This window comes from Streptomyces hyderabadensis, assembly GCF_020404845.1.
In the GTDB taxonomy this organism is placed as follows: domain Bacteria; phylum Actinomycetota; class Actinomycetes; order Streptomycetales; family Streptomycetaceae; genus Streptomyces; species Streptomyces hyderabadensis.
Genome location: NZ_JAIOJZ010000012.1, coordinates 141,698 through 165,050, shown reverse-complemented (window position 1 = coordinate 165,050; position 23,353 = coordinate 141,698). Strand labels below are relative to the sequence as shown.

Here is a 23,353-nt window from a genome sequence, read left to right as displayed (position 1 = left end):
CCCCCCCGCCCCTCTCCCACCCCCCCGCCGCCCCCCCCCCCCCGGCCCGGGGCCGCCCCCCCGCCTCTTCGGCGAGCCGGTCGTCCTGCCCCGGCGCGGCAAGGCCTCCCCGGCCGCTTTCCCGGAGATCGAGACGACCGCCGACCGGCTGGAGCTGGGCGGCCGGTTCGGGATGGAGCACGAGGAGTGGCTGCGGCGCCGGCGCCACACGCTGCTGCGCGGCTGGCACTGCGACCACGGCGCCCGCGTCGACCCGCCGGCGGCCACGATCCTGCGCGCCGAGACGGTGCCCCCCTACGGTGGCGACACCACCTGGGCGAACCTCGCCGCCGCCTACGCCGGGCTGTCCGCCCCGCTGCGCGGCTTCGTCGACACGCTGCGCGCCGAGCACCGGCTCGGTGTCGGCTACCAGCCCCGGCCCGGCGACGACGCCTATGTCCGGCACCTCCTGGAGCACCAGACCGCGTCCGTGCACCCGCTGGTCCGCGTCCACCCCGAGACGGGGGAGCGGGTGCTGTTCGTCAACGGCTACTACGTCGAACAGATCACCGGGCTCTCCCGCCCCGAGAGCGCGGCGATCCTGGAACTCCTCGTCGAGCAGGCCACCCGCCCCGAGTACACCGTCCGCTTCCGCTGGGAGCCCGGCAGCGTCGCCTTCTGGGACAACCGCGCCACCATCCACCTCGCCCCCGGCGACACCGCCCACCTCGGCCATCCCAGGACCATGCACCGGGTGATGCTCACCGGCGACGTGCCGGTGGGGGTCGACGGCACCCCGTCCGAGCCCGTCGTCGGCAGCGAGGCGGGCCGCTGGTGAGGCAGGGCCCCGGCGGGGCCGGCGGTCACACGAGGGGGATCGTCACCTCGTCCTCGACCGGCGGGTCCTCCTCCTGGGCCCGGTTGCCGGTGGCCGCGTAGCAGCGCAGCCGGACCGCCTCCGGTGTCACGTCCAGACGCAGGAAGCACTTGAAGAAGGGCGGGCTGTACGTCGCCGAACCCGGCGAGAACACCGACGTGTAGAGCTTGCGCACGGGCAGCCGGAACCGCTTGCGGCGTTCGGGCCGCCGCGCGGTGCCGAGCAGCCCGGCGACGATCCGGGTTCGAGGGGTGACCCGTGCGCCGCCGCCCGGGGCGCGTCCGGTGCGGATGCCGAGGCGTTCGGCGATCACGGCCGTCGCCTCGGCCTCCGTGAGGGTCAGCAGGCGCCGCAGCCGCAGCCGGCGGCCGTACAGCGCGCTGTAGAACGCGAGCGAGTCGCCGCGCAGCGGATAGGAGCGGAAGTCGTCCTCGGTGACGCCCGCCACCGAGACGCGCGGAATGGTGTGGGTGGCGTGCATGAAGGCACCCCCGCCGCCCGCCACGACGTACTGCACGGTGCGGCCGTCCACGTCGACCGGATAGCGCTGGTAGTTGTGGATGTCGCCGCCGATCGCCGCGACGTAGCGGTGGGCGGGGTCGCGCACGAGGTCGTCGACCGTGCCGCCGCCCTCGATGGCGCACGGGTGGTGCTCGCCGTCCACGTACAGGGGCGAGCCGGTGACGAGGATCTTCGGCCGGTCGCCCGCCGACACCTCGCGCAGCCAGGCGCCCTGCTCGGCGTCGACGGTGCCCAGCAGCCCCGTGTCGATGCCGACGATCCGCACCGGACCGGCGTCGACGGCCCAGTACGGTCCGGGCTGCGCGGCCAGTTGCTCGGGCGCCGAACGCAGCTTGCGCGCCTCGTCCAGGTCGCGGCCGTCGTCCGGGCGCGGCCGGTGCCACAGCAGGGAGCGCAGCCGGGCGCGGGAGAACGGGCGCGGTGCGGGCGGCGGCGGCAGGGGCTCGGTGTCGTCGCAGAAGACGCGCATGAAACCGCCGAGGTCCTCGTACCAGTCGTGGTTGCCCGGTATCGCGTAGATGGGCGCCCGGTAGTCGCGGTAGGGACGGAAGAACTTGGTGCCGTAGTCGTCGGCGCTGCCCACCGGGTAGATCACATCGCTCGCGAGCACCGCGAACCGGGTGTCCCGGCCCGCCTTCAACAGCCCCGGCACGACGGCGTACTGGGGATCGTCGCCCTCTCCGGTGTCGCCGACGACCAGGAAGGAGAACCGGTCGGGGTCGTCGCGCCGGATCACCTTGTCGGCCGGTGCCCCGGCCGCCGCGCGCCGCGCCACCCAGCGGGAGCGGGTGTGGCCCGTGGGGTCGCCGAGCCAGGAGGCCAGTACGCCGTTGCGGGCCGCCCACAGGGTGCTCGGGTTCAGCCAGGACAGCTTCTCGGTGCGCGGCGGCATGAGCGCCCGGTAGGCGCCGGGCTCGGCGGAGCCCCAGCCGGCGCCCTCGGCGGAATCGCGTGAGGAGTTGGACACCCGGGCACGGTAACAACGCCCGGACACCGGGCCGCAGCGGGGAAGGCCCGCCGACTCCCGCCCGCCGGGGGCGGTTTGGCGCCCGCCCGGGTCACACCGTGCGCTTCAGGAGGTCGAGCAGGGCCGCCCAGTGCCGCTCGGTCGCCTCGGCGTCGTAGGCCGCGGTGTCGGCCTGCGTGTAGCCGTGGTGGGCGCCGGGGTAGACCTCGCAGCGGTGCCGTACCCCGGCCGCCGTCAGGGCCGCCGCCAGGCGCTCCTGCTGCTCGGCGTCCATGCCCGGGTCCTGGTCGGCGTGGGCGAAGTACGCCTCGGCGGTGATGTCCCCGGCCACCAGGTGCGGGCTGTCCGGCCCGTCCGTCGCCAGGTTCGCGCCGTGGAACCCGGCCACCGCGGCCACCCGGTCCGGGAACGTGCCCGCGGTACGCAGGGCGAGCCCGGCGCCCATGCAGTAGCCCACGAGCGCGACCGGGCCGTCGGCCGCCTCCGGCAGGTCGGCCAGCCACCGCAGCCAGGCGTCGGCGTCCCGCATCGCCCGGTCCGGGGTCAGCGACCGCATGACCGGACCGAGCCGCTCGAAGATCTCCGGCCGTGCCCGCGGGTCGATGAACTCCGGCAGCTCCACGACGGGCGTCCGTCCGCTGCGGTGGAAGACGTTCGGCACCAGGACGGTGTACCCGGCGCCGGCCAGCCGGTCGGCCATCGCCCGCAGGGACGGGCGCAGCCCGAACGCGTCCATGTACAGCAGGACCGCGGGACGCGGCCCCCCGTCGGCCGGGTGGGTCAGGTAGGCGTCGGCGGTGCCGTCGGCGGTGGGGATGTCCACGGCGGTTCCGACTGTGGCGGTCATGTACGTGGTCTGCCTTTCTCGGTGACTGAGGCGGTGGTGCGGACGGTCCGGCTACTCGAACCGGGTCGTGTCGCCCGCGCCCCGCCGTACGATCTCCGCCTCGCCGCCGGAGAAGTCGACGACCGTGGTCGGCTCGGTGCCGCAGTCCCCGGAGTCGACGACCGCGTCCAGCACGTGGTCGAGCCGGTCCTTGATCTCCCAGCCCTGGGTCATCGGCTCCTCCTCGTCGGGCAGCAACAGCGTGCTGGACAGCAGCGGTTCGCCCAGCTCGGCCAGGAGCGCCTGGGTGACGACGTGGTCGGGGATGCGTACGCCCACGGTCTTCTTCTTCGGGTGCTGCAGCGCCCGCGGCACCTCCCGCGTGGCGGGCAGGATGAAGGTGTAACTGCCGGGTGTCGACGCCTTGATCGCCCGGAACACGTCGTTGTCGATCTGCACGAACTGCCCGAGCTGGGCGAAGTCCTGGCAGACCAGGGTGAAGTGGTGCCGGTTGTCCAGGCGGCGGATCGACCGGATGCGGTCGATGCCGTCGCGGCTGCCCAGGCGGCAGCCCAGCGCGTAGCAGGAGTCCGTCGGATACGCGATCAGCGCACCGGAGCGGATGCTGTCGGCGACCTGGGCGATGCTGCGGGGCTGGGGGTTGTCGGGGTGCACGTCGAAGTACTTCGCCATTCACCGAGCTTATGCCCGCTCGCCCGCCCCGCCCGACAGGCCCGCCCCCGTCCGACAGGTCCGCCCCGTCCGACAGGCCCGCCCCCGCCCGACGGGCCCGGCGCGGCCCGGCCGCCGGCTCCGGACGGGGCCCGCGCACAGTGCCATGGGGTAACGTCCCCGGCCTGGGCCGGGGACGGGCGAGACGAGGAGAAGGCCGACGTGGCGGGCCGAGAGGGCGACGGACGGCAGCGGACGTCCGGGGCCGGGGAACAGGCGGGATGGGCGCAGGAACTGCTGGAGCACCTGCGGCCGGCCGGGCGTGACCTGAACCGGGTGGTGGCCTGGCTCGGCGGCACCGCGCACGCGACCGTCTCGCTGCGGGACGGCACCGGCCGGCTGCTGGCCGGCACCCGTGTCGAACTGGACGAGACGCTGGTCGCCGACGTCACCTCCGGCCGGATCGCCTCCGCCGCGCTGGAGGACCGGGGCCGCCATCTGCGGCTCGTCCGCGTGGAGCGGTCCGGTCCGGCGCCGGCCGCCGTCCTCGTGGTGGCCCGCGCACGGCCCTTCGACCGGAGCCTGTCCGACATCGTCACGCACGCCGCCCAGGTGCTGGAGCTGCTGCTGGCCGGCCACGAGTCGACCGCGGCCGGGCAGCGGCTGCGGCGGGCCACCGCCGACCTGCGCCTGGCCATCCTGCAGCTGCTGATGGTGGCGGACACCGTCTCCGCCCGCCGCGTGGCCGCCGGGCTCTGGCCCGGCCTCCTCGACACCGACACGGCGTGCGTGTACGTCGTGGAGAGCAGCCCCGCCGCACGGGACCGCCTCGCCGAGGAGTGCCTGTCGGCGACGGGGGAGCGGGCGCTGGTCGTGCGGTGCCCGGCGGTCGACGGACACGTCATCGTGCTCGCCCCGCGCGACACGGCCGGACAGGAGCTGTGCTCGCTGGTCGCCCGCCGCCCCGGGGTGTTCGTCGGCGGCAGCGCCCGGCAGGGACTCGCCCGCACCGCGGCGGCCTACGGACAGGCCGTCAGCGCCCTGGCCGTGGCCCGGTTCCGGCCGGGAAGGGCGGCCCGGTACGCCGAGCGGACCCATCCCGAGCGGCTGATGGACCCGGCGGTGCTGCACGACTGGACGGCCGGGGTGCTCAGCCCGCTCGACGGCCTGTCGCACCACACCCGCGCCGAACTGCTGGCCACCACCCGGCTCGGCCTGGAGTTCACCGCCGTCAACGCGGCGAAGGTCCTCGGCGTCAGCCGCAACACGGTCCGCGCCCGTATGGGCCGGGTCGAGTCGCTGCTGCGCACGGACTTCGCCGACCTGACCGCCCGGGCCGCCGTCCACCTGGCCCTGAACGTCCAGGTGGGCCTCGCCGAACCCCCGCCGGGCGCCGGCGCCCGGGCCGGCGCCGCCCGGCTCGCCGACCTGCTGTCCGGGCCCGCGCTGCGCACCTGGGCGGTCGAGCTGCTCGGCCGCCTGGACCCGGACGGCCGGGACCTGCGGCGCACCCTGCGCACCTGGATCGCCGCCGGCGGAAACGCCGAGCGCGCCGCCCAGCGGCTCGGCATGCACGCGCAGACCGTCCGTGAGCACGTCCGCAGCGCCGAGCCCGTGCTCGAACGCCAGCTGCTCGCCGCCGGCGGCGACCTGTACGAGGTGGTACTGGCCCATCTGGCGGCCGGGGACCTCGACCAGCCGGTCCTGCACGGGACGAAACCGGGTCATCCGGACTCACCTGTGCACGAGTGAGTCCCCGGGGCCCGGCAGCGGGCACCGGCACGATTCACAACGGCGGACCCGTCCACGTAGGTTCGGCGGGACGGGGGCACGACCGGAACGGGGGACCGGTCGCGCCCCCTCGGCCCTCAGCCGTGCGGCAGGATCACCGCGCGGCCGTTGACCTTGCCCTCGTGCAGCCGCTCGTAGGCGAGCGGGGCGTCGTCCAGGGAGTACGTCTCGGTGTGCACCGACACGGCACCCGAACGGGCCAGGTTCAGCACCTCGATCAGCTCGCTGCGGCTGCCCCAGTACGGGGCGTTGACCGACACCTCGAACGGCAGCATGCCGAAGCCGACGGGCAGCGAACCGCCGCCGATGCCGACCAGGGTGACATCGCCCTCGACGGCCGCGACGGCTCCGGCGGTCTTCACGGTGGGCGCCACGCCGACGAAGTCGAACACGGCCTCGGCGCCCAGACCGCCGGTGATCTCGCGCACCGCGTCCGCGGCCTTCGCGTCCGACAGCACCGCCTCGTGCGCGCCCACCTCGCGGGCCAGCCGCAGCTTCTCCTCGCTGACGTCCAGGGCGACCACCCGGGCGGACGTCAGGGCGCGCAGCAGCTGGATGGCGACGTGGCCGAGACCGCCGGTGCCGATGACCACCGCGGTCGAGCCGGGGACCAGCTTGGGCAGCGACCGCTTGATCGCGTGGTACGGCGTCAGTCCGGCGTCGGTGAGCGGGACCGCCGCGACCGGGTCGAGCCCGTCCAGCGGGACCAGGTGCCGGGGGTCGTCGATCAGCAGGTACTCCGCCATCGAACCCGGACGGCCGAGTCCGGGCGGGCGGATGCCCAGCTCGTCGGCGCGCAGGCAGTAGTTCTCCTTGCCCTCCGCACACTTGGCGCAGGTGCCGCAGCCCCAGGGGCCGTACACGGCGACCGCGTCGCCCTCGGCGAGCCCGGTCACACCGGCGCCGAGCGCGGCCACGGTGCCGACGCCCTCGTGCCCGAGGGTGAGCGGCAGCTCGTACGGGAAGCCCTCGGCGGGCCAGCTCATCACCGCGATGTCGGAGTGGCAGACTCCGGCGGCGGTCACCTTCAACAGCACCTGGCCGGGGCCGGGCTCCGGGTCGGGGACCGTGACCACCTCGGGCGGGGCCCCGATGGTGCGGTACTGCAGTGCCTTCATGGTCGAACTCCTTTGTTCTCTCCCCCCGGGCGGGCGGGTGCTGGTCAGACGGCGGTGTAGGCGCCGTCGACCAGGTGGTAGCTGCCGGCGACGAAGGACGCGCGGTCCGACAGCAGGAAGGCGATCAGCTCGGCGACCTCCTCGGCGCGTCCGAGGCGGCCGGCCGGGTGCAGGGCGACCAGGCCGTCGTAGGCGGCCTGGTCCATGGTCTTCAGCAGCGGGGTGTCGATGAAGCCCGGGCCGACCGCGTTGATCCGGATGCCCCGGGCGGCGTACTCGGCGGCGGCCGCCTTGGTCAGCCCGACCACACCGTGCTTGGCGGCGACGTAGGCGGGGGAGCCGGCGAAGCCGACCGAGCCGAGGATGGAGGCGACGTTGACGATGGCGCCGCCCTTGCCGGCCGCCTCCATCGCGGGCAGTTCGTAGCGCATCGAGTAGAAGACGCCGTCGAGGTTGGTGTGTACGACGCGCTGGTAGGCCGCCACGTCGTACTCGCCGGTCGGGGCGCTGGGGCCGCCGATGCCGGCGTTGTTGACGGCGAGGTCCAGCGAGCCGTAGGTGTCGACGGCGAACTTGACGGCCGCCTCGGCGGACTCCGGACGGGTGACGTCCAGTTCGACGGCGGCGGCCTCGACGCCCTCGGCCCGCAGCTCGGCGGCGGCCTTCTCGGCGCCCTCGGCGTTGTAGTCGGCGACGACGACCCGGGCGCCGCCGGCGCCGAGCCGGCGGGCGGTGGCCAGGCCGATGCCGGAGGCGGCGCCGGTGACGAGGGCGGTACGTCCGGCGAACTCGGCGGCGTGGCCGGAGGCGGGAGCGTTGGCGGGGGTGGTGCCAGTGGTGCCGTTGGTGCTCATGGTGCTGTTCTCACTCTTCGGTGGTGGTGCTGTCGGGGGTCGCGGCCGCGGCCTCCGAGGTCAGGGCGTCGTAGGCCCGCTCCACGAGGGCGGCGAGGTCTGCGGCTCCCGAGTCCCCCTCAACGCCGCGCGCCCACAGGCGCAGGGCGGCGATCAGGACCCCGGCGGCGGCGTCGACGACGACGGCCGGGCGCACGTCCCGGGCGTCGTCGCTGCCGAGCCGGGCGGCGACGATGCGGATCGACTCCTCCTGGGCGTCGACCCGGATGCGCTGGTAGGCGGCGAACAGCCCGGGCTCGGTGTCGGCCAGGGCCAGCAGGCGGCGCATCCGCGGCCGCACGTGCCACGCCGGGTCCTCCCGGTCGTCGAGCCAGTCCCGCACGGCCCTGCGATAGGCGAGCAGCGGCGGCTCTTCGGCGGGGCGGGACCGCAGCAGCGCGTTGATCCGGTCGCCGTCCCGGCGGACGAAGTCGAGCGCCGCGTCCTCCTTCCCGGCGAAGTGCCGGCTGAACGTGCGGCGGGTGACGTCCGCGCGCTCGGCGATCGCCTCCACCGTGGTCGCCGCCGGACCGCGCTCCAGGATCAGGTCGCAGGCGGCGGTGGCCAGCGCGTCGCGGGTCTGCCGCGCCTTGCGCTGCCGCCGGTCCTCGGTGGCGGGGGAGGGCTTCGTTGCCGTCATGCGTCCGAGCGTACACCTGAAAATGTCTCAATGGGACACATGACGCACTGAGACATGTGACCCGTCGGGACATCTAGGGGGAGCCCCGGGATCGTGGCGTGGTCGTGTCGTGGCCCGGCTGCGGCCGACCCGGTGAAAACCGCCCGGTGCGCCGATCGGACCCCCGGGGCGCGGGGGAGCAATGGGACTATGACCAGTTCAGCCTTCCATCGCACCATCGTCCTGCCTGCCTCCGTGTGCCAGCAGGCCGCGCACCACCTCGAACAGGCGGTGCACAAGGCCATCGACGGTGCCGCCACGCCGTGGCGCGCCTTCCGTGGCGCCGACGGCGACGACTTCGCGTTCTCCGTCCCGGTCGTCGAGCAGGCCGCGGGCTGTCTGCTGGTGCTGGCCGCCGAGAGCGCCCAGAGCCTGCGCCCCTCCGCGCTGCGCGCCCTGATCTCCGTCGCCCTGCACCTGCGGGACGCCGCCGAAGCGGTCCGCCGCCCCGCGGTACCCAGCCCGGCGTGGTGAGCGGGGAAAACACCGTGCCCCCGATCTGAACCTGTGTTTGGCTCGACGGCATGGAGTTCTCCCGCTTCCTCGACTGCCTCGCCGCCGACCACGACCGGCTGCGGACCGTCGTCGGCACCGACGCCGACGCCCCGGTGCCCACCTGCCCCGGCTGGACGGTCGCCGACCTGACCCGCCACGTCGGCGAGGTGTACCTGCACAAGACCGCCGCCATGCGCGACGGCGCCGAGCCCGAGCCCTGGCCGCCCAGGGAGTTCGCCGACGAGGCGCCGACGGCGCTGCTCGACCGGGGCTACACCGCGCTGCGCGCCGAGTTCGCCACCCGCGCCCCCGAGGACCCGGCCGGCACCTGGTACGGCCCCGACCAGAGCGTCGGCTTCTGGATCCGGCGGATGGCGCAGGAGACCGTCGTCCACCGCATCGACGCCGAACTGGCCACCGGGGCGCCCGTCACCGCCGTACCGGACGACCTCGCCGTGGACGGGGTCGACGAACTGCTCAAGGTCTTCGCCGGGTACGCCGTGGCCGAGTGGGGCGAGTACTTCACCGAGATCCTGGACGGCTCGCCGGGGCACACGTTCCTGGTGCGGGCCGGTGACGAGGCGGCCTGGCGGGTGCGGACCGGACCGGGCGAGTTCACCGTCACGGACGGCGCGGGCGACGGCACGGCCGACGTGACGCTGAGCGGCTCACCGGAGGGCGTGCTGCGGTCGCTCTGGAACCGGGCGGGCGCCGACGGGGACCGCGGTGTCACGGTCGAGGGCGATCCCCGGGCCGTGGCGGAACTGAGGCGCTGCCTGGTCGTCGCGACCCAGTGAGCCGGCGCCCGGCACCCGGCGGCGCCCCGGGCGCCGGGCACCGGTGAGGCGTACCGGTCGTCAGGCGCCGATGAGGCGTACCGCCCCCCACAGGGCCACCGTCGACGCGGCGACCGCGGCCGGCACGGTGAGCAGCCCCAGCACGGTGAACCGGCCCAGCTCCACCTCGACGCCGTGCCGGTGCAGGATGCGACGCCACAGCAGGGTCGCCAGCGAACCGACGTAGGTCAGGTTGGGACCCAGGTTCACGCCGATCAGCACGGCGAGGACCGGGGCCGGTCCGCCGGGCGCGGCCAGCGGGAGCAGCGCGAGCACGGCCGGCAGGTTGTTGACCAGGTTGGCCAGCACCGCGGCGAGGGCCGCCACCCCGAGCAGGGCCGGCAGCGAGTCCCCGTCCGGCAGCAGCCGCCCGAGCCCGGTCGCCGGCGCGCCCGTCACCACTCCCTGCACCACGATGCCGAGGGCCAGGACGAACAGGCAGAACAGCGGCGCGGCGGCGCCCACCAGCTCCCGGGGCGTGACATGGCGCCGGGCCAGCGCCCGCACCCCGAGCACCAGCACACCGCCGAGCGCCGCCCAGGCGGGGTCTACCCCGGCGGGCGAGGCCACCGCGAACCCGGCCAGGGTCAGGGCCACGACGACCACCGTGAAACGCGGCACCGCGGGCGGCGCGGCCGCCGGGCCCGGCCCGTCACCGGGGGCGCCGCCCGGCGTCCGCGCGGCCACCGGGCCGGCGGGTCCGGGAGGGACGGGGACGGGGCCGACGCGCGCGGGGACCACGGACACCGGCTCGGCCAGGTCCGCGCGGAAGAAGCGCCGGAACACCACGTACTCCACGGCGATCGCGGCCAGCCAGGGCAGCGCCATCAGCGCGGCGAACCGGGTGAAGGTCAGCCCACTGGCCGTGAACGCCAGCAGGTTGGTCAGATTGGAGACCGGCAGGAGCAGCGAGGCGGAGTTCGCCAGGTGCGCCGTCGCGTACACGTGCGGGCGGGCCCGCGCACCCGCCCGGGAGGCGGTGGCCAGCACCACGGGGGTGAGCAGAACCGCGGTGGCGTCCAGACTGAGCACGGCCGTGACCGCGCAGGCCACGGCGAACACCCCGGCCAGCAGCCGCCGCGGACTGCCGCCGCACCGGCGGGCCACGGCCGCGCCGACGGCCTCAAACAGGCCCTCCTTCGCGCACAGGTACGCCAGCATCAGCACCAGCGCGAGGAAGACCACGACCGGCAGCAGCGTACGGGTCTGCTCCCACGCCCGGTGCGGTGACACCAGGCCGAGCGCCACCACCAGCACCGCGGCGGGCACGGCGGCCACCGCCTCCGGCAGCCCCCGCGGGCGCAGCACGGCGAAGGCCAGGACGCCCAGCAGCAGGACGACGGGCACGGCCTCGGAGAGGACGGCGGTACTCAGGACTTCTCCTCCACACCGGTGATCCGGGCGGGAACCCGGTGATCGGCGAACCCGCTCCAGGGTCGCATCCCCGGGCCGGGGCGGGGCCCGCAGGGCGGGGTGTGGCCGAGGCCACGCCCGGGGCGGGAGCCGGGCCATGTTCCGCGCGGCGCGGCGCGGGCTACGGTTTCCACGGACCCCGTGTTCCCCACCACGAGCAGTTCGGACGGCCCGGCAGTGCACACAGATCTCTCTCCCGTCATCGCGGCGACCGCGCAGTGGCTCACCCGCGCCTATCCGGCGTCCGGCGGCGCCCTGGCCGACGCCCTGTGCGAGGTGCAGGCCCGGCAGGCCGTGACGGCAGCGGCCCGGCTGCGCTACCCGACCCCGATGGACGTGGCCCTGCTGGGCGTGGCGGGCCCCGGGGGTTCCGCCCGGCTGGACTGGATCACCGGTGCCGACCGCGCGACGCCCGCCGACCCGGACGCGGACGCGTGGCGGACCTGGGTGGACGAGGTCGTCGCGAGCTGGGCGGCCTGCCTGCTGACCGACCCGGCGCTCGCCGGACCGGCCGTGGCCGCGCTGGCCGAGGGCGGCCCCTCGGCCGGGACACCGGCGGAGTTCCGCCGCCTGCTGGCCCCCGACGACGCCGACCGCCGGGCGGCGGCGCTGCTGCGCCATCCCGACCTCGTCGCCCCCGTCGCCGCCCTGCACCGTGCCGGGCTCACGGCCCGGCTGGACCCGGGCCAGGCCCTCGTCGCCTGACCCGCGCGGGACGGGGCCCGGGACTTCCGGCCGGTCCCGGCCCGTCCCTCAGGCAGCCGTCTCCAGGTTGGCCACCGGGGACACCCGCGGCACCGCCGCCACCCGGCGTTCGCGCAGGAGGTGGCCCGCGCCGATCGTGCCGGCGATGATCAGTCCGCCCGCGATCAGGGCGCCGCGGGCACCGGCCAGCTCCATCAGGAGGCCCAGTGCGGGCGGCCCGCCCAGGCTCCACACCGTGCCGATGCTGCCCCACACCCCGAGCACCCGGCCCCGCAGGTGCGCGGGCGGATCGGTCTGGAGCACCGCCGTACCGGCCGTGTCGGAGACGGACTCCACGACGGCCATGGGCAGCACCATCACCAGCAGGACGGCCAGTGACGGCGACATGCCCGCCACCACCTGGAGCAGCCCGCCCGCCGCCGCCAGCGCGCCCACCAGCCGTACCGAGGGGCGGCGCAGCCGGGCGCCCAGGACGGCACCGACGATGCCGCCGGCCGCCAGCACCGTGGAGACGGTGCCGAAGGACCCCGCGCCGCCCGCGAGCGGCCCGGTGACCAGCACGGCCAGGGTCAGCTGGTAGTTGCGCCCGAAGACCGCGCTGACCCCGGTGACACCGGCCAGCGCCAGCAGCCGGGGGCGGCGGGCGAAGAAGGCCAGCCCCTCGCGCACGCTCATGGTGTCCTTCGTGCCCCGGTCCTCGGCCGCCCCGGTATGCCTGACCGCACCCCGGGCCGGGCGCAGGAAGGGGATGACCGAGGCCACGAAGAGGAACGACAGCCCGTTGGCGGCGTACGCGGCGGCCGTGCCGAGGAAACCGACCGTCACACCGGCGAGCGCGGCGCCGGTGAGCCGGCCCGCCTGGTGCACCAGGGCGCCCACCCCGATCGCGGAGGGCACGTCCTCGCGCGGCACGAGGTCGTTGCCCAGCAGGGAACAGGCCGGGCCGTCGACCGTGGCGATCACGCCGGTGACGGCGGCCAGCACCATCAGCGAGGTCACGTCGAGCCGGTCGAGCGCCACCATGAGCGCGGTCACGAACGCGACCGCCCCGAGCAGCGCCTGGCTGACCGCGGCGGTCAGCTTGCGCGGCCAGCGGTCGACGGCCGCACCGCCGAACACGCTGATCAGCAGCGCGGGCGCGGCCTGCACGGACATCGACAGTCCCGTCGCAGCGGCGGAGCCGGTGATCTGCAGGACCAGCAGGTTCTGCACGGTGAGCTGCATCCAGGTACCGGCGTTCGACACGAAGTTCGCGACCGACCACCAGCGCATGCTGCGGTGCCGCAGGGACCGCCACGGCGAGCGGGACGCCGACGCGGACGGCTCGGAAGGCCCGGGCGACGCCGACGGCCCGGACGGCGGGGCGGCAGGGGGCGGCGGGGCGGAGACGGAGGAAGAAGACACAGTGCGCCACTCGAAGGCGGGTCGCGGGACCCGAAGGGAAGACGGACGGGAACGAGTAGGCCGGCTGCGCTGCGCGGTCGTTCCACCGATCCGGACACGGCGCCGACCATCGTGGCAGAAGGGACCGGCGAGTCGTCGCCGGTCCGCGCCCCCGCCCCCGGCCCGGACGGGCCAACCGTCCCCGCCCCGGGGCACTTGACGGACCGAGTGTGCTTGATCACAGCGGCCCGCGGGCGGGTGCCGCACCCGTCGGCCGTGACGGCGGTCACGGCGTGCGGCCGCACCGGCGGACGCCGGAGCATGCGAGTGCCTCGGCGGGGCACCCGGGGCACGCTGTTCAGCGCTCCGAGGGAGAAAGGTCGTCCTCATGATGCCGATGGCGGCGTTCGGTCCACGGGGAGAGTCCCGCACGCCCTGGGACCGGGTCCTGGTGACCGGCGGCGCCGGATTCCTCGGCTCCCACCTGTGCACCCGGCTGCTCGACGCGGGGGCCGAGGTCGACTGCCTGGACAACCTCTCCACGGGGCGGGCCGAGAAGGTGGCCCACCTGGCGGGCCGCCCCGGCTTCCGCTTCCTGGAACGGGACATCTCCGCACCCGGCTGCGCGGACGACCTCACCGGCCCCTACGACCTGGTCCTGCACCTGGCGGGCCCCGCCTCCCCGGACGCCCGGCCGGACCGGCCGGTGGCGGCCCTGGACGCCGGCAGCCTGGGCACCCGTACCGCGCTGGCCGTCGCCGGCCGGGACGGCGCGCGGTTCCTGCTCGCCTCCTCGCCCCCGGTGGCCCCCGACGCCCGCGGCGACGCCCCGGACGGAGCCGACCCGGTCGGCCCGCACCGGGCCTGCGCCGAGGCCGTCCGGTTCGCCGAGGCACTGGTCGCCGCGCACGCGGGCGCCCACGGCGCGAACGCCGGGATCGTCCGGCTGTTCGACGGCTACGGACCCGGCATGCGGGCGGACGGCGGGGGCACGCCGGCCGCCCTCATCGAAGCGGCCCTGGCCGGCCGGCCGGTCACCGTCCCCGGCGACGGCAGCGCCACGCACCCCCTGTGCTACGTCGACGACATGGTCGACGGCGTACTCCTGGTCGCGGCCGGGCGATCGGTGCGGCCCGTGGACATCGGGGGCGACGAGGAGCCCACCGCCGCGGAGATCGCCCGCCGGGTCATCGAGCTGACCGGCTCCCACTCGCCGCTGGCCTTCACCGGGGACGCGGAGGACGGGCCCGCGCGGCCCCGGCCGGTCACCGGCTTCGCCCGCGAGATCTTCGGCTGGCTGCCGAGCGTGACCTGGCGGGACGGCCTGGAACGCACCGTCGCCGCCCTCCGCGGCCGGCCCGAGCCCTTCCCGGCACCGTGCGGGCAGGAGGCGACGGACCGGCGCACGGGCGAGGAGTGGTGGGCCTGAGCACCCGATCCGCCCGGCGAGCCGTGCGATCCGTCCGGCGCGCCGGACGATCCGGCCCCGCCGCTCCCGGCGATCCGCACAGCGGTGCCCGAGGTGTGGCCGCTCAGCCCGGCTTGCCCCGTCCCGACATGGCGTCCCGCACCCGGTCGACCATGCCCGCGCCCGGGGCGAGGAGCTTGTTCATCGGGGGCTTGTCCGGAGCCGACGGGTGCGGTCGCGTCGGCGCCGTCTTCTTCGCCTGCCGGACCTTGTCGCCCAGTTCGTCCAGGGCCTGCGCGGGGCACGCCTCGCGCAGCCGCGGGAACAGATTGCCCTCCTCGTCGGCGACGTGCTCGCGGATCTCGCTCATCAGCATGCCGATCAACCGGTCGAACTCGGCGTCGTCCGCCGCGCAGCCCTCCAGATCCTTCATGATCTGCTCGGCCTCGGCGTGGTCCGCCAGCTCCTTGTCCGCGAGCGCACCCCCGCCCGCCACGTGCTCACGAACCGCCGGGTAGAGATACGCCTCCTCCGCCACCGAGTGCCGGATCAGCTCGATCGTGGCCTGATCGGCGTACAGCTTGCGGTCCTTGTGGCCGGGCGGCAGCGCCTCGATCCTGCCGAAGAGCTCCTCGACCTCGCGGTGATCGGTCGTCAGCTCGTCGATGACGTCTCCTCCGTGACCCATGCTCCACCTCCAGAACGTCGTGGCGGCCGCGGGACCGGCCGTCACGGCCGTCGGGTCCCCCCGCAGGAGGCGGGTTAACGCCCGGTCAGACCCCCAGCCTCGCCCGGACACCGCCCGCCCGCGCCGCGGGGCCGGCCGTGGCCCGCACCGAGCGGCGCACCAGGTGGGCGTCGTGCCGCAGGTCGTGCGCGGCGTGCCGGCCGCGCCACAGCAACGAGGGCGCGCTGCCCGTGTCGTCGGCCGCGATCAGCAGTCCGCCCAGCATGGACAGGTTCTTGATGAAGTGGATGCGCTGCTGGGCGCGGTCGGAGGGGTCCTCCGCCTCCCAGAACCGGTGCGCCGCCAGCGTGGTGGGGACCAGTGTCACCGCGAGGGCCAGCGCGGCCAGCCGCGGACAGCGGCCGAGCCCGAGCATGATCCCGCCCACCACGTGGACGGCGCCGTTGAGCCGGACGAGTTGTTCGGTGCTGTCCGGCAGGACCGGCACGCGGTCGGCCACCGGCCGCACGACCGGCTCGGCCGCCGGTGCCACGTCCTGGGGCCTGAGCAGCGACTGCAGGCCGCCCGCGACGAACATCGAGGCGAGCATCGGCCGGCCGGCCAGACGCAGAAGACTCATGACGCTGTCTCGCTCTCTCCCGGGGTCGGGGTCCTTGGGTGAGGGGTGCCGACGGGACGCCGGCGGGGTGGTGCCCCACCGGGATCATCAGGGGCCCCGGCCGGCCGCCGCCATTCGGCGTCCGTCGGCGCACCCGTGCCTGCCGGCGCCGCACCGCGCGGGACCCGCAGGTCACAGGCTGGTGAGGATCTGGGGCGACAAATTCTTGATCATGGTGTTGGTCCAGCGCATCTGGCGCAGTGTCTGCGGGTGGCAGGAGGAGGCGAGCGCCAGCAGCCCGCCGTCCCGCGACGCCTGGGCGGCCTGGGCGGCCTGGGCCAGCATCTCCCAGTGCAGTGAGTTCTCCGCCGCCGCGACGTGCAGCTCCCGCAGGTCGCGCAGGAGCAGCAGACCCGGCTCCGGCCGGTGCACGACCGCCTCGGACGCCTTCTCGCGCAGCGTCGCGAAGACGCCGTCCGAGGAGGGCTCCGGTGCCTCGCCCAGCCGCACGCCGCGCTCCGCGGCGGTCTGGGCGAGCCGCCGCACGTGCTCCCGGGACCAGCGGGCGAGGTCGGTGGCGACGTGGTGGACCTCGTGCTCGGTCGTGTGCCGCTCGGCCACGGTCACCAGCTCGTGGGCCAGCCGCCGTTCGCCGCGGTGCAGCGTGCGCAGGGTCAGGTTGACGCCGTTCACCGGGCGCCCTCCTCGGAGCCGTGCGGGAACCCGGCGGGCTCCCGCTCCGTCGTCCGCGCCGCCGGACCGCCGGAGGTGGGCGGGACGGCTGCGGCGGCCGGTGCCGAGGCGGTGGTCGTCGGTGCCGGGGAGGGCCGGCCGTCGCCGCGTTCCACGAGGGTGAGCGCGGCCGCGGCCGTCTTGAACAGCGGCTGCTTGGAGACCGGGTCCCAGTCCGTGACGGTCGTCTCGTTCGCGGCCCGCCCGGGAGTGTCCGGGCCCGGCCCCGACCCGCCCCCGGTGTCCCAGTAGCCGTAGTGGAACGGCACGAACAGCAGCCCCGGCCGGATGCCGGTCACCCGCAGCCGTCCGCGCAGGGAGCCGCGCCTGCCGGCGACCTCGACCAGGTCGCCCTCGCCGAGGCCGAGCCGCTCCGCGTCCGGGGCGGAGACCTCCACCCACACATCGGGGGCGGCGCCGTTCAGCTGGGGCGCCCGCCCGGTCTTCGTACGGGTGTGGAAGTGGTAGAGCGTCCGGCCGGTCGTCAGCTGGAACGGGTACTGCTCGTCCGGCTCCTCGTGCGGCGGCAGATAGGCGGCCGCCTTCAGCATCGCCCTGCCGTCCGGGTTGAGGGAGCGGTACTCCACGACCTCCTGCGAGGCGCCGGTCTCCAGGTCCTTGCCGTAGCTCTCGCACACGTCCGGGTGGGCCCAGTCGATGCCGTCCGTGTAGAGCCGCGCGGTGCCCTCGGGGGCCCGGTCGTGGCAGGGCCACTGGATGCCGCTGGTGTCGCGCAGCTTGGCGTAGGACAGGCCCGTGTAGTCGCAGGGGCGGCCCGCGCTGCACCGCTTCCAGGCCTCGAACGCCGATTCGGGGCCGTCCCAGGTGATCAGCGGACCGCCGTCCTTGTCCTTGAAGTCCATGCGCCGCGCGTAGTCCAGGAAGATGTCCAGGTCGGACCGGGCCTCGCCGGGCGGCTCCACCGCCTTGAGGGACAGGTGCACCGTGCGGTCCGCGTTGGTGAGCGTGCCGGTCTTCTCGCCCCAGGTGGCGGCGGGCAGCACGACATCGGCCAGCTGCGCGGTCTCGGTCAGGAACAGGTCCTGCACGACCGTGAACAGCCGCTCCTGGGACAGGATCGAGCGCATGCGGGACAACTCGGGCATCGAGACGGCCGGGTTGGTGCCGCTGATCCACAGCATCCGCAGCGAGCCCTGCTCGGCGTAGCGGAAGATCTGCATCGCGTGGGTCGGCGGCGCGAAGTGCGGGACGGTCTCCGGCTCGACGTTCCACACCTTCGCGAGGTCGGCGACATGGGCGTCGTTCTGCCAGTTGCGGAAGCCCGGCAGGTCGCCGTTGGCGCCGCACTCGCGGGTGTTCTGCGCGGTGGGCTGGCCGTTCATCTGGAGGAGGCCCGCGCCGGGCCGGCCCAGCATGCCGCGGATCAGGTGCAGGTTGTTGACCTGGACGGCGGCGGCGGTGGCCTGGTGGGACTGGTAGACGCCCTGGAGCACGGTGGAGACCAACGCGTCGGTGGTGCCGACGAGTTCGGCGGCCTCCTCGATCAGGGCGGCGGGGACGTCGCAGATCTCCGCCGCCCACTTGGGCGTGCAGTCGGCGACCCGGGCCGCCAGTTCCTCGAAGCCGACGGTGTGCGCGGCGATGAAGTCGCGGTCGATCCGCTCGTGCCGGATCGTCTCGTGCAGCAGCGCGTTGAGCAGGGCGACGTTGGTGCCGACCCGGGGCGCGAGGTGCACGGCGGCGTGTTCGGCGACGCGGGTGGGACGCGGGTCCACGCACAGCAGCCGCGGCGGGTCGGCCCCCTCCAGGCGGTCGAGGAGCCGCATCCACTGCACGGGCTGGGTCTCGGCGATGTTGTGGCCGAACAGCGCGATCACGTCGGCGTGGTCGAAGTCGTCGTAGCTGCCGGGCTGCCCGTCGCAGCCGAAGGTCTCCTTCAGCGCCTCCGCGGCCGTGGCGGTGCACAGGCGGGTGTTGCCGTCGAGGTGGTGGGTGCCGATGCCGGCCCGGGCCAGCACGGTGAGCGTGTAGTACTCCTCCAGGAACAGCTGCCCGCTGGTGTAGAAGCCGATCGAGCCCGGACCGCGCGAGTCCAGCAGGGCGCGGGAGCGGTCGGCCACCAGGTCCATCGCCGTGTCCCAGTCCGTCTCCACCAGCCGCCCGTCGCGCCGGACCAGCGGGCGGGTCAGCCGGTCGCGCGAGGCGTTGGCCTGCCAGCCGAACAGGTCCTTGGGGCCGAGCCGGCCCCGGTTGACCCGGTCCGCGTCCCGGCCCCGCACACCCACCATGCGGCCGTCGGCCACCGCGACGTCCATGGCGTCGCCGTCCGAGTGCAGGATCGACGCGGACTGCACCCAGCGCTGCACCGCGCCGGGCTCGACCCCCTGGGCGAGGAACGTGTCCACCCGGGTGGGCCAGGTCTCGTGCCGTCCGTAAGGCGCCCGTGCGCCCCACGGCCGCGCGATCCGGTCCGTCGTGTCCTCCATCACCGGCCTCCCGCCGACTTCCGCCGCACTGCCGGCCGCCGGGTACCCGGGCGCCGTTGATTGAAGCGAACCACTTGTGGGAGCGCTCCCAAGCGGGCAGGATGCTGCGGTGACAGCGACTGCCTCCGTACGCCCCTACCGCGCCGCCGACGCCCCGGCCCTCGACGACATCTGCATCCGCACCGCGCACAACGGCCGGGACAGCCGGCCCGTGTACGCCGACCCCGCGATCCTCCCGGCCATCTTCGCCGCCCCCTACGTCCATCTGGACCCGGACCTGGCCTTCGTGCTGGACGACGGCGAGGGACGGGCGGTCGGCTACATCCTCGGCACGGCGGACACCACGCGCTTCGCAGAGGAGTTCCGGACCAAGTGGCTGCCCCGGGTCGCGCACCGCCACCCGGCCCCCGAGGGCCCGCCCGGCGACCGCACTCCGGACGAGGTCATGGCCGGGCTGCTGCACGACCCGGAGCGGATGATCATCCCGGAACTGGCCGCCTACCCCGCCCATCTGCACATCGACCTGCTGCCCGCCTGGCAGGGACAGGGCCACGGCCGGACCCTGATGCGGACGTTCTGGCGGGCCCTGCGCGAACGCGGCGTCCCGGCCGTCCACCTGGTCATGGCGACGGCCAACACCCCGGCCAGGGCCTTCTACGACCGCCTGGGCTTCCACGAGATCGCGGCGGCGGGCCTCGATCCGGCGGACGTCACCTGCCTGGGACGCACGACCGAGGACACGGAAGGGACCTGACGGCCGGACGGGCGGTCAGTCCGCGCCCAGTCGGTAGACGTTGAAGGCCCGGCGGATGACGGGCTGCGCCACGTTGCGCACCCGGACCCCGCCCGCCGTCATCCCGTGCTCCGAGCCCAGGTGGGCGTGTCCGTGCACGGCGAGATCGGCGCCGGCCGTGTCGATCGCCTCCGCCAGGAGGTAGCTGCCGAGGAACGGATGGATCTCCGGCGGCTCCCCGGCGAGCGTGTCCGCGACGGGGGAGAAGTGCGTCAGCGCCACCCGCGCCGCGCAGTCCTCCTGGTCCAGCTCCTTGAGCGCGGCGTGCAGGCTGTCCGCCGAGCGGCGGGTGGTGCGCACGAACTCCTTCATCACCGGCTCGCCGAACTCGCCCGCGCTGCGCCCCACGAAGCCGCCGCCGAACCCCTTCGTCCCGGCGATCCCCACCCGGCCCCCGGCGCACTCCACCACGGCCGCCTCGCCCTCCAGTACGGTCACACCGGCATCCCGGAGGACGGCGGTGACCTCCTCGGGCCGTTCGTCGTGGTGGTCGTGGTTGCCCAGGACCGCCACCACCGGCACCGGCAGGCCGCGCACCTCCCGGGCGACCACCCGCGCCTCCTCCACGGTGCCGTGCCGGGTGAGGTCCCCGGCGAGCAGCAGCAGGTCGGCGCAGTCGGGCAGGGTCTCGAACGCGGGCCGCAGCAGCCCCTGGCTGTCGGGTCCCATGTGGATGTCCCCGACGGCGGCGACGCGGATCATCACAGCTCCTCGGCGTGATCGGGGCGGGTGGTGTCCGCCACCACGACGTCGGCGTGCACGGTCAGCCCGGCCAGCTCCTCACGGGCGATGCGCAGCACGGTCTCGCGGCACTGCGCCGAGGGCACCGTGCCGGTCAGCGCGATCGCCCCGGCGCGGACCTCGGCACGCACACCCAGTTCACCGAGTTCCTCCGCGGCGAGACGGTCCTGGAGGTGGGCCACCCGGTATTCGACGTTCTCGGGCTGCTCGGGATGCCCGGAGTCTCCGGGCCTTCCGGGCGCGGGGGCGGGGCCGCTCGCCGCGGGGCCCCGGTGTCCGACGGGGTCGCTCATCGCCGGCCCTCCTTCGATGCGGTGGCCGGGGGACCGGCCGGAGGGATGATCTCCAGCCGTTCGAGGATGAAGAAGAACGCGGCGGGCATCGGGGCGTCGCCGCAGTCGCGGCGCAGCGCCGCCCAGTCGATCTTCTCGCGCAGGGTGCGGGCGATCGGCAGCACCGCACCGAAGTCGCAGTGGTGCTCCGAGAAGGCCGCCAGCAGACCGCGCAGCAGGTCGGTCGGCGCCAGGACCGGCATCAGCACCGAGTCGACCGACAGGTCCTGGGCCCGGGCCAGCAGAGCCGTCGTCACGGGCTCGTGCGCCAGCTCGAAGATGAGGTCGACCTGCTGTCCCAGGCAGTCCGCCTTGAGCAGCCAGTCCTCGGGCGGGGTGTAGACCGTCAGCCCCGCTTCCCGCAGCGTTGCGGCGACGGCGTCGGCGTCCTCGGGCCGGATACAGAAGTCGACGTCGTGCTGGAGGTTCTGGGTGCCGCCGTGCGCGTACACGGCGACACTGCCGGCCAGCGCGAACGGGTGCTCCGCCTTCTTCAGGGTCGAGCCCACCTGCTTGGCGGCCTGGAGGATGGCCTGGTTGCGGTCGAGCGGCAGGTCCTCGCCCGTCGCCTCGCTCCGGGCGGCGGGACCCCGGTCACCGGCGGCCGGGCGCAGCTCGAAGACGCCGCCCCGTCGGCCGGTGGCGTGGTCGTCGGCGGGCTGCTTCATCGTGTCCCCTTCCCGGGCTGTCGCCGTCGCGGAACGGACCGGACCGGCCCTCCCCTTCACGGGTCGGGTACCCGGCGCCGCACCGCCGACACCGCGGCCCGTGCCGGTGTGGGGCGGCGAGGATCGCGGGCACTCGCCCGGCATGAGCGACGAGCGGATGCGACAGCGGACCGACACCGCCGACCGCCGGACCGTGGAACGGCTGGTGGCGGCGTGGCTGGCCGAGACCGAACGGCACGATGCCGAGGCCGCCGGCGAGGCACGGGAGGGCTGGGAACGGGACGCGCTGACCGAACGGGCCGCCCAGGACCTGGCCACCTGGGTCACCGCCAGGGTCACGGACACCGGGTTCACCGAGGACGAGGGCCCCTACGTGGCGGGCGAGGTGCGGATCACTCCGGCGGACAAGGACACCGTGCACGCCTGGCTGCGCGCCCATGGGCACGGCGTGTGAGGCGGACAGCGGTGCCGCCTCAGGAAGGCGGCCGCCACTCGAACATCAGCAGCGTGGCGTCGTCCCGCAGCCGGCCGTCCTGCATGGCGAGGAGCGAGTGGATCAGCCGGCGCAGCGACTCCGGCGCCAGCTCGCCGCCGGCCGTGGCCCGGATGACGTAGTCGGCGAAGCGTTCGAGGCCCAGCAGCTTGGCCTCCCTGGTCCGGGCCTCCACGACACCGTCGGTGTACATCAGCACCCGGTCCCCCGGCTCCAGCGCGATCTCGTGCGTCCGGCGCGGGTGCGGGCTCAGCAGGAACGGCAGGCCCATGGGCGGGTCGGCCTCCCGCTCCATGGCGTCGATGATCACCCGCTGGTCGCGGATCAGGATCGGCGCGGGGTGTCCGCAGTTGGCCCAGCGCAGCACCCCGGTGGCCAGGTCCAGTTGCGCCACCACCGCCGTGCAGAACTTGTCCGGGAGCCAGCTGGACAGCGCCTCGTCCACGCTGCGCACCAGCGTGGGCAGGTCGGCACCGGTGCGCCGGGCGTTGCGGCAGGCCGCCAGCGAGACCGTGGTGGTCAGCCCGGAGGCCAGGTCGTGCCCCATCGCGTCCAGGACGGCCACGTGCAGGGTCGTCTCGGTCAGCGCGTGGTCGAAGGCGTCACCGCCGACCTCGTAGGCGGGCTCCAGCACGGCCGTCGACACGACGTTCCCGTCGCCGATGGTGCGCGGCGGCAGCAGGGCGCGCAGCAACTCGGCGGGCAACTGCATGCGCTCGGTGCGGGTGCGCCGGACGAAGGAGTCCTCGTAGGCCCGCTTGGACGTGATCATCATCGCCAGCAGCGAGGCGAGGGCCCGGCCGCGGGTCAGCGAGGAGGCGGTGAGGGCCGTCTCGTGCACGGCCAGCACCCCCAGCCGCTCGGCACCGTCGACGAGCGGGAACCAGGCGGTGATGCCGCCGCTCGCCCCGGACTCCTCCACCCGCAGCGACTGGGTGCGGTACGCCCACCCGGCCAGGGAGCCGTCGACCGGGGCGGGCGGGGCCACGGCCGTCTGGGGGACCAGCTGGCGCTGCTGGATGTCGACGAGGTAGACGACGGCGCGCCGCAGCCCCAGCGCCCGGGCACAGTGGGCGGTGGCGGTGCGCAGGTCCATCGTGAGATGGGCCGGATCGGCGAGGAACCTCCACAGCCCCGCGTCGTCCGGGTCCGGCGTGGACACCTCGTCTCCTCTCGTCGCGGGCCCGCCGCGGCGGGGACGGTGCCCAGCAGTCTGGCACCGCCCGTCCCGCCCCGCCCGTCGGGCCGCCCGCCCGCGTGGCGCTTCGGCCCCGGCAGAAGGGGCACGCGTCACCTC

The 23,353-nt window shown here is 75.1% G+C and carries 24 protein-coding genes; 8 read left to right on the top strand and 16 right to left on the bottom strand.

Annotated features, from left to right (window positions below):
* On the top strand, window positions 1-817 hold an 817-nt coding region (locus tag K7854_RS12400), incomplete at its 5' end, for a TauD/TfdA dioxygenase family protein (RefSeq protein ID WP_226026490.1).
* A gap of 25 nt (window positions 818-842) precedes the next feature.
* Here K7854_RS12400 and K7854_RS12395 read toward each other — a convergent pair.
* The 3 genes from K7854_RS12395 to K7854_RS12385 all read right to left on the bottom strand — a co-directional run bounded on the left by K7854_RS12395 (window position 843) and on the right by K7854_RS12385 (window position 3,864).
* Window positions 843-2,345, bottom strand: a complete 1,503-nt coding sequence (locus K7854_RS12395) for a metallophosphoesterase family protein (protein WP_226026489.1) — start codon at window positions 2,343-2,345, stop codon at window positions 843-845.
* 91 nt (window positions 2,346-2,436) lie between these two features.
* Window positions 2,437-3,192 carry a dienelactone hydrolase family protein gene (locus tag K7854_RS12390; RefSeq protein WP_226026488.1) on the bottom strand — a complete coding sequence of 252 codons (756 nt, stop codon included), beginning with the start codon at window positions 3,190-3,192 and terminating at the stop codon, window positions 2,437-2,439.
* Between the two features lie 51 nt (window positions 3,193-3,243).
* Window positions 3,244-3,864 (bottom strand): L-threonylcarbamoyladenylate synthase, encoded by a 621-nt coding sequence (locus K7854_RS12385; RefSeq protein ID WP_226026487.1) that lies wholly within the window; start codon window positions 3,862-3,864, stop codon window positions 3,244-3,246.
* A 201-nt stretch (window positions 3,865-4,065) separates the two neighbouring features.
* Here K7854_RS12385 and K7854_RS12380 point away from each other — a divergent pair, with 201 nt between their 5' ends.
* Complete coding sequence (locus K7854_RS12380) at window positions 4,066-5,595, top strand: helix-turn-helix domain-containing protein (RefSeq protein WP_226026486.1); 1,530 nt, start codon at window positions 4,066-4,068, stop codon at window positions 5,593-5,595.
* A gap of 116 nt (window positions 5,596-5,711) precedes the next feature.
* Here the strand turns inward: K7854_RS12380 and K7854_RS12375 are convergent, their stop codons facing one another.
* The 3 genes from K7854_RS12375 to K7854_RS12365 are packed head-to-tail and all read right to left on the bottom strand — an operon-like array spanning window position 5,712 to window position 8,285.
* Window positions 5,712-6,752, bottom strand: a complete 1,041-nt coding sequence (locus K7854_RS12375) for an NAD(P)-dependent alcohol dehydrogenase (RefSeq protein ID WP_226026485.1) — start codon at window positions 6,750-6,752, stop codon at window positions 5,712-5,714.
* Window positions 6,753-6,796: 44 nt separating this feature from the next.
* The gene (locus K7854_RS12370; RefSeq protein WP_226026484.1) at window positions 6,797-7,606 is read right to left on the bottom strand and encodes an SDR family NAD(P)-dependent oxidoreductase; all 810 of its coding nucleotides are present in this window, start codon (window positions 7,604-7,606) and stop codon (window positions 6,797-6,799) included.
* Window positions 7,607-7,616: 10 nt separating this feature from the next.
* Window positions 7,617-8,285 (bottom strand): TetR/AcrR family transcriptional regulator, encoded by a 669-nt coding sequence (locus K7854_RS12365; RefSeq protein ID WP_226026483.1) that lies wholly within the window; start codon window positions 8,283-8,285, stop codon window positions 7,617-7,619.
* Between the two features lie 189 nt (window positions 8,286-8,474).
* Here K7854_RS12365 and K7854_RS12360 point away from each other — a divergent pair, with 189 nt between their 5' ends.
* Together K7854_RS12360 and K7854_RS12355 are read left to right on the top strand one after the other, a co-directional pair.
* Window positions 8,475-8,798, top strand: coding sequence for a hypothetical protein (locus K7854_RS12360; RefSeq protein ID WP_226026482.1), 324 nt, complete (start codon window positions 8,475-8,477; stop codon window positions 8,796-8,798).
* A 50-nt stretch (window positions 8,799-8,848) separates the two neighbouring features.
* Window positions 8,849-9,616, top strand: coding sequence for a maleylpyruvate isomerase family mycothiol-dependent enzyme (locus tag K7854_RS12355; protein WP_226026481.1), 768 nt, complete (start codon window positions 8,849-8,851; stop codon window positions 9,614-9,616).
* Window positions 9,617-9,676: 60 nt separating this feature from the next.
* Here K7854_RS12355 and K7854_RS12350 read toward each other — a convergent pair whose 3' ends face one another.
* A complete protein-coding gene (locus K7854_RS12350) occupies window positions 9,677-11,002 on the bottom strand; it encodes an SLC13 family permease (protein ID WP_226026480.1) in 1,326 nt (441 codons plus the stop codon).
* A gap of 243 nt (window positions 11,003-11,245) precedes the next feature.
* Between K7854_RS12350 and K7854_RS12345 the strand changes: the two genes are divergently transcribed.
* On the top strand, window positions 11,246-11,773 hold the full coding sequence (locus K7854_RS12345) for a hypothetical protein (RefSeq protein ID WP_226026479.1): 528 nt from the start codon (window positions 11,246-11,248) through the stop codon (window positions 11,771-11,773).
* A gap of 48 nt (window positions 11,774-11,821) precedes the next feature.
* Here K7854_RS12345 and K7854_RS12340 read toward each other — a convergent pair whose 3' ends face one another.
* Window positions 11,822-13,177: an MFS transporter gene (locus tag K7854_RS12340; RefSeq protein WP_226026478.1), complete on the bottom strand. Its 1,356-nt coding sequence runs from the start codon at window positions 13,175-13,177 to the stop codon at window positions 11,822-11,824.
* 367 nt (window positions 13,178-13,544) lie between these two features.
* Between K7854_RS12340 and K7854_RS12335 the strand changes: the two genes are divergently transcribed.
* Window positions 13,545-14,585: an NAD-dependent epimerase/dehydratase family protein gene (locus K7854_RS12335; RefSeq protein ID WP_226026477.1), complete on the top strand. Its 1,041-nt coding sequence runs from the start codon at window positions 13,545-13,547 to the stop codon at window positions 14,583-14,585.
* 103 nt (window positions 14,586-14,688) lie between these two features.
* On the opposite strand, the gene K7854_RS12330 is transcribed toward K7854_RS12335, so the two are convergent.
* The 4 genes from K7854_RS12330 to K7854_RS12315 all read right to left on the bottom strand — a co-directional run bounded on the left by K7854_RS12330 (window position 14,689) and on the right by K7854_RS12315 (window position 19,029).
* Window positions 14,689-15,252: a hemerythrin domain-containing protein gene (locus K7854_RS12330; RefSeq protein ID WP_226026476.1), complete on the bottom strand. Its 564-nt coding sequence runs from the start codon at window positions 15,250-15,252 to the stop codon at window positions 14,689-14,691.
* A gap of 85 nt (window positions 15,253-15,337) precedes the next feature.
* Window positions 15,338-15,871 (bottom strand): DoxX family protein, encoded by a 534-nt coding sequence (locus tag K7854_RS12325; RefSeq protein ID WP_226026475.1) that lies wholly within the window; start codon window positions 15,869-15,871, stop codon window positions 15,338-15,340.
* Window positions 15,872-16,042: 171 nt separating this feature from the next.
* Entirely contained in the window at window positions 16,043-16,543 is a 501-nt protein-coding gene (locus K7854_RS12320; protein WP_226026474.1) for a hypothetical protein, read from the bottom strand.
* Window positions 16,540-19,029: a molybdopterin oxidoreductase family protein gene (locus K7854_RS12315; protein WP_226026473.1), complete on the bottom strand. Its 2,490-nt coding sequence runs from the start codon at window positions 19,027-19,029 to the stop codon at window positions 16,540-16,542. The genes K7854_RS12320 and K7854_RS12315 overlap by 4 nt, the downstream gene beginning before the upstream one ends.
* 109 nt (window positions 19,030-19,138) lie before the next feature.
* Here K7854_RS12315 and K7854_RS12310 point away from each other — a divergent pair, with 109 nt between their 5' ends.
* On the top strand, window positions 19,139-19,783 hold the full coding sequence (locus tag K7854_RS12310; RefSeq protein ID WP_226026472.1) for a GNAT family N-acetyltransferase: 645 nt from the start codon (window positions 19,139-19,141) through the stop codon (window positions 19,781-19,783).
* Window positions 19,784-19,798: 15 nt separating this feature from the next.
* Here the strand turns inward: K7854_RS12310 and K7854_RS12305 are convergent, their stop codons facing one another.
* From K7854_RS12305 to K7854_RS12295, 3 genes are read right to left on the bottom strand one after another with little or no spacing between them, the layout of a single operon-like run.
* Window positions 19,799-20,524 (bottom strand): metallophosphoesterase family protein, encoded by a 726-nt coding sequence (locus K7854_RS12305; protein ID WP_226026471.1) that lies wholly within the window; start codon window positions 20,522-20,524, stop codon window positions 19,799-19,801.
* On the bottom strand, window positions 20,524-20,856 hold the full coding sequence (locus K7854_RS12300; RefSeq protein WP_226026470.1) for a BON domain-containing protein: 333 nt from the start codon (window positions 20,854-20,856) through the stop codon (window positions 20,524-20,526). Before K7854_RS12300 ends, K7854_RS12305 begins: the two co-directional genes overlap by 1 nt.
* The gene (locus tag K7854_RS12295; protein ID WP_226026469.1) at window positions 20,853-21,563 is read right to left on the bottom strand and encodes a nucleotidyltransferase family protein; all 711 of its coding nucleotides are present in this window, start codon (window positions 21,561-21,563) and stop codon (window positions 20,853-20,855) included. Before K7854_RS12295 ends, K7854_RS12300 begins: the two co-directional genes overlap by 4 nt.
* 142 nt (window positions 21,564-21,705) lie before the next feature.
* Here K7854_RS12295 and K7854_RS12290 point away from each other — a divergent pair, with 142 nt between their 5' ends.
* The gene (locus K7854_RS12290; RefSeq protein ID WP_226026468.1) at window positions 21,706-22,017 is read left to right on the top strand and encodes a hypothetical protein; all 312 of its coding nucleotides are present in this window, start codon (window positions 21,706-21,708) and stop codon (window positions 22,015-22,017) included.
* A gap of 19 nt (window positions 22,018-22,036) precedes the next feature.
* On the opposite strand, the gene K7854_RS12285 is transcribed toward K7854_RS12290, so the two are convergent.
* Complete coding sequence (locus K7854_RS12285) at window positions 22,037-23,350, bottom strand: PP2C family protein-serine/threonine phosphatase (RefSeq protein ID WP_226026467.1); 1,314 nt, start codon at window positions 23,348-23,350, stop codon at window positions 22,037-22,039.
* Window positions 23,351-23,353 lie beyond the last annotated feature (3 nt).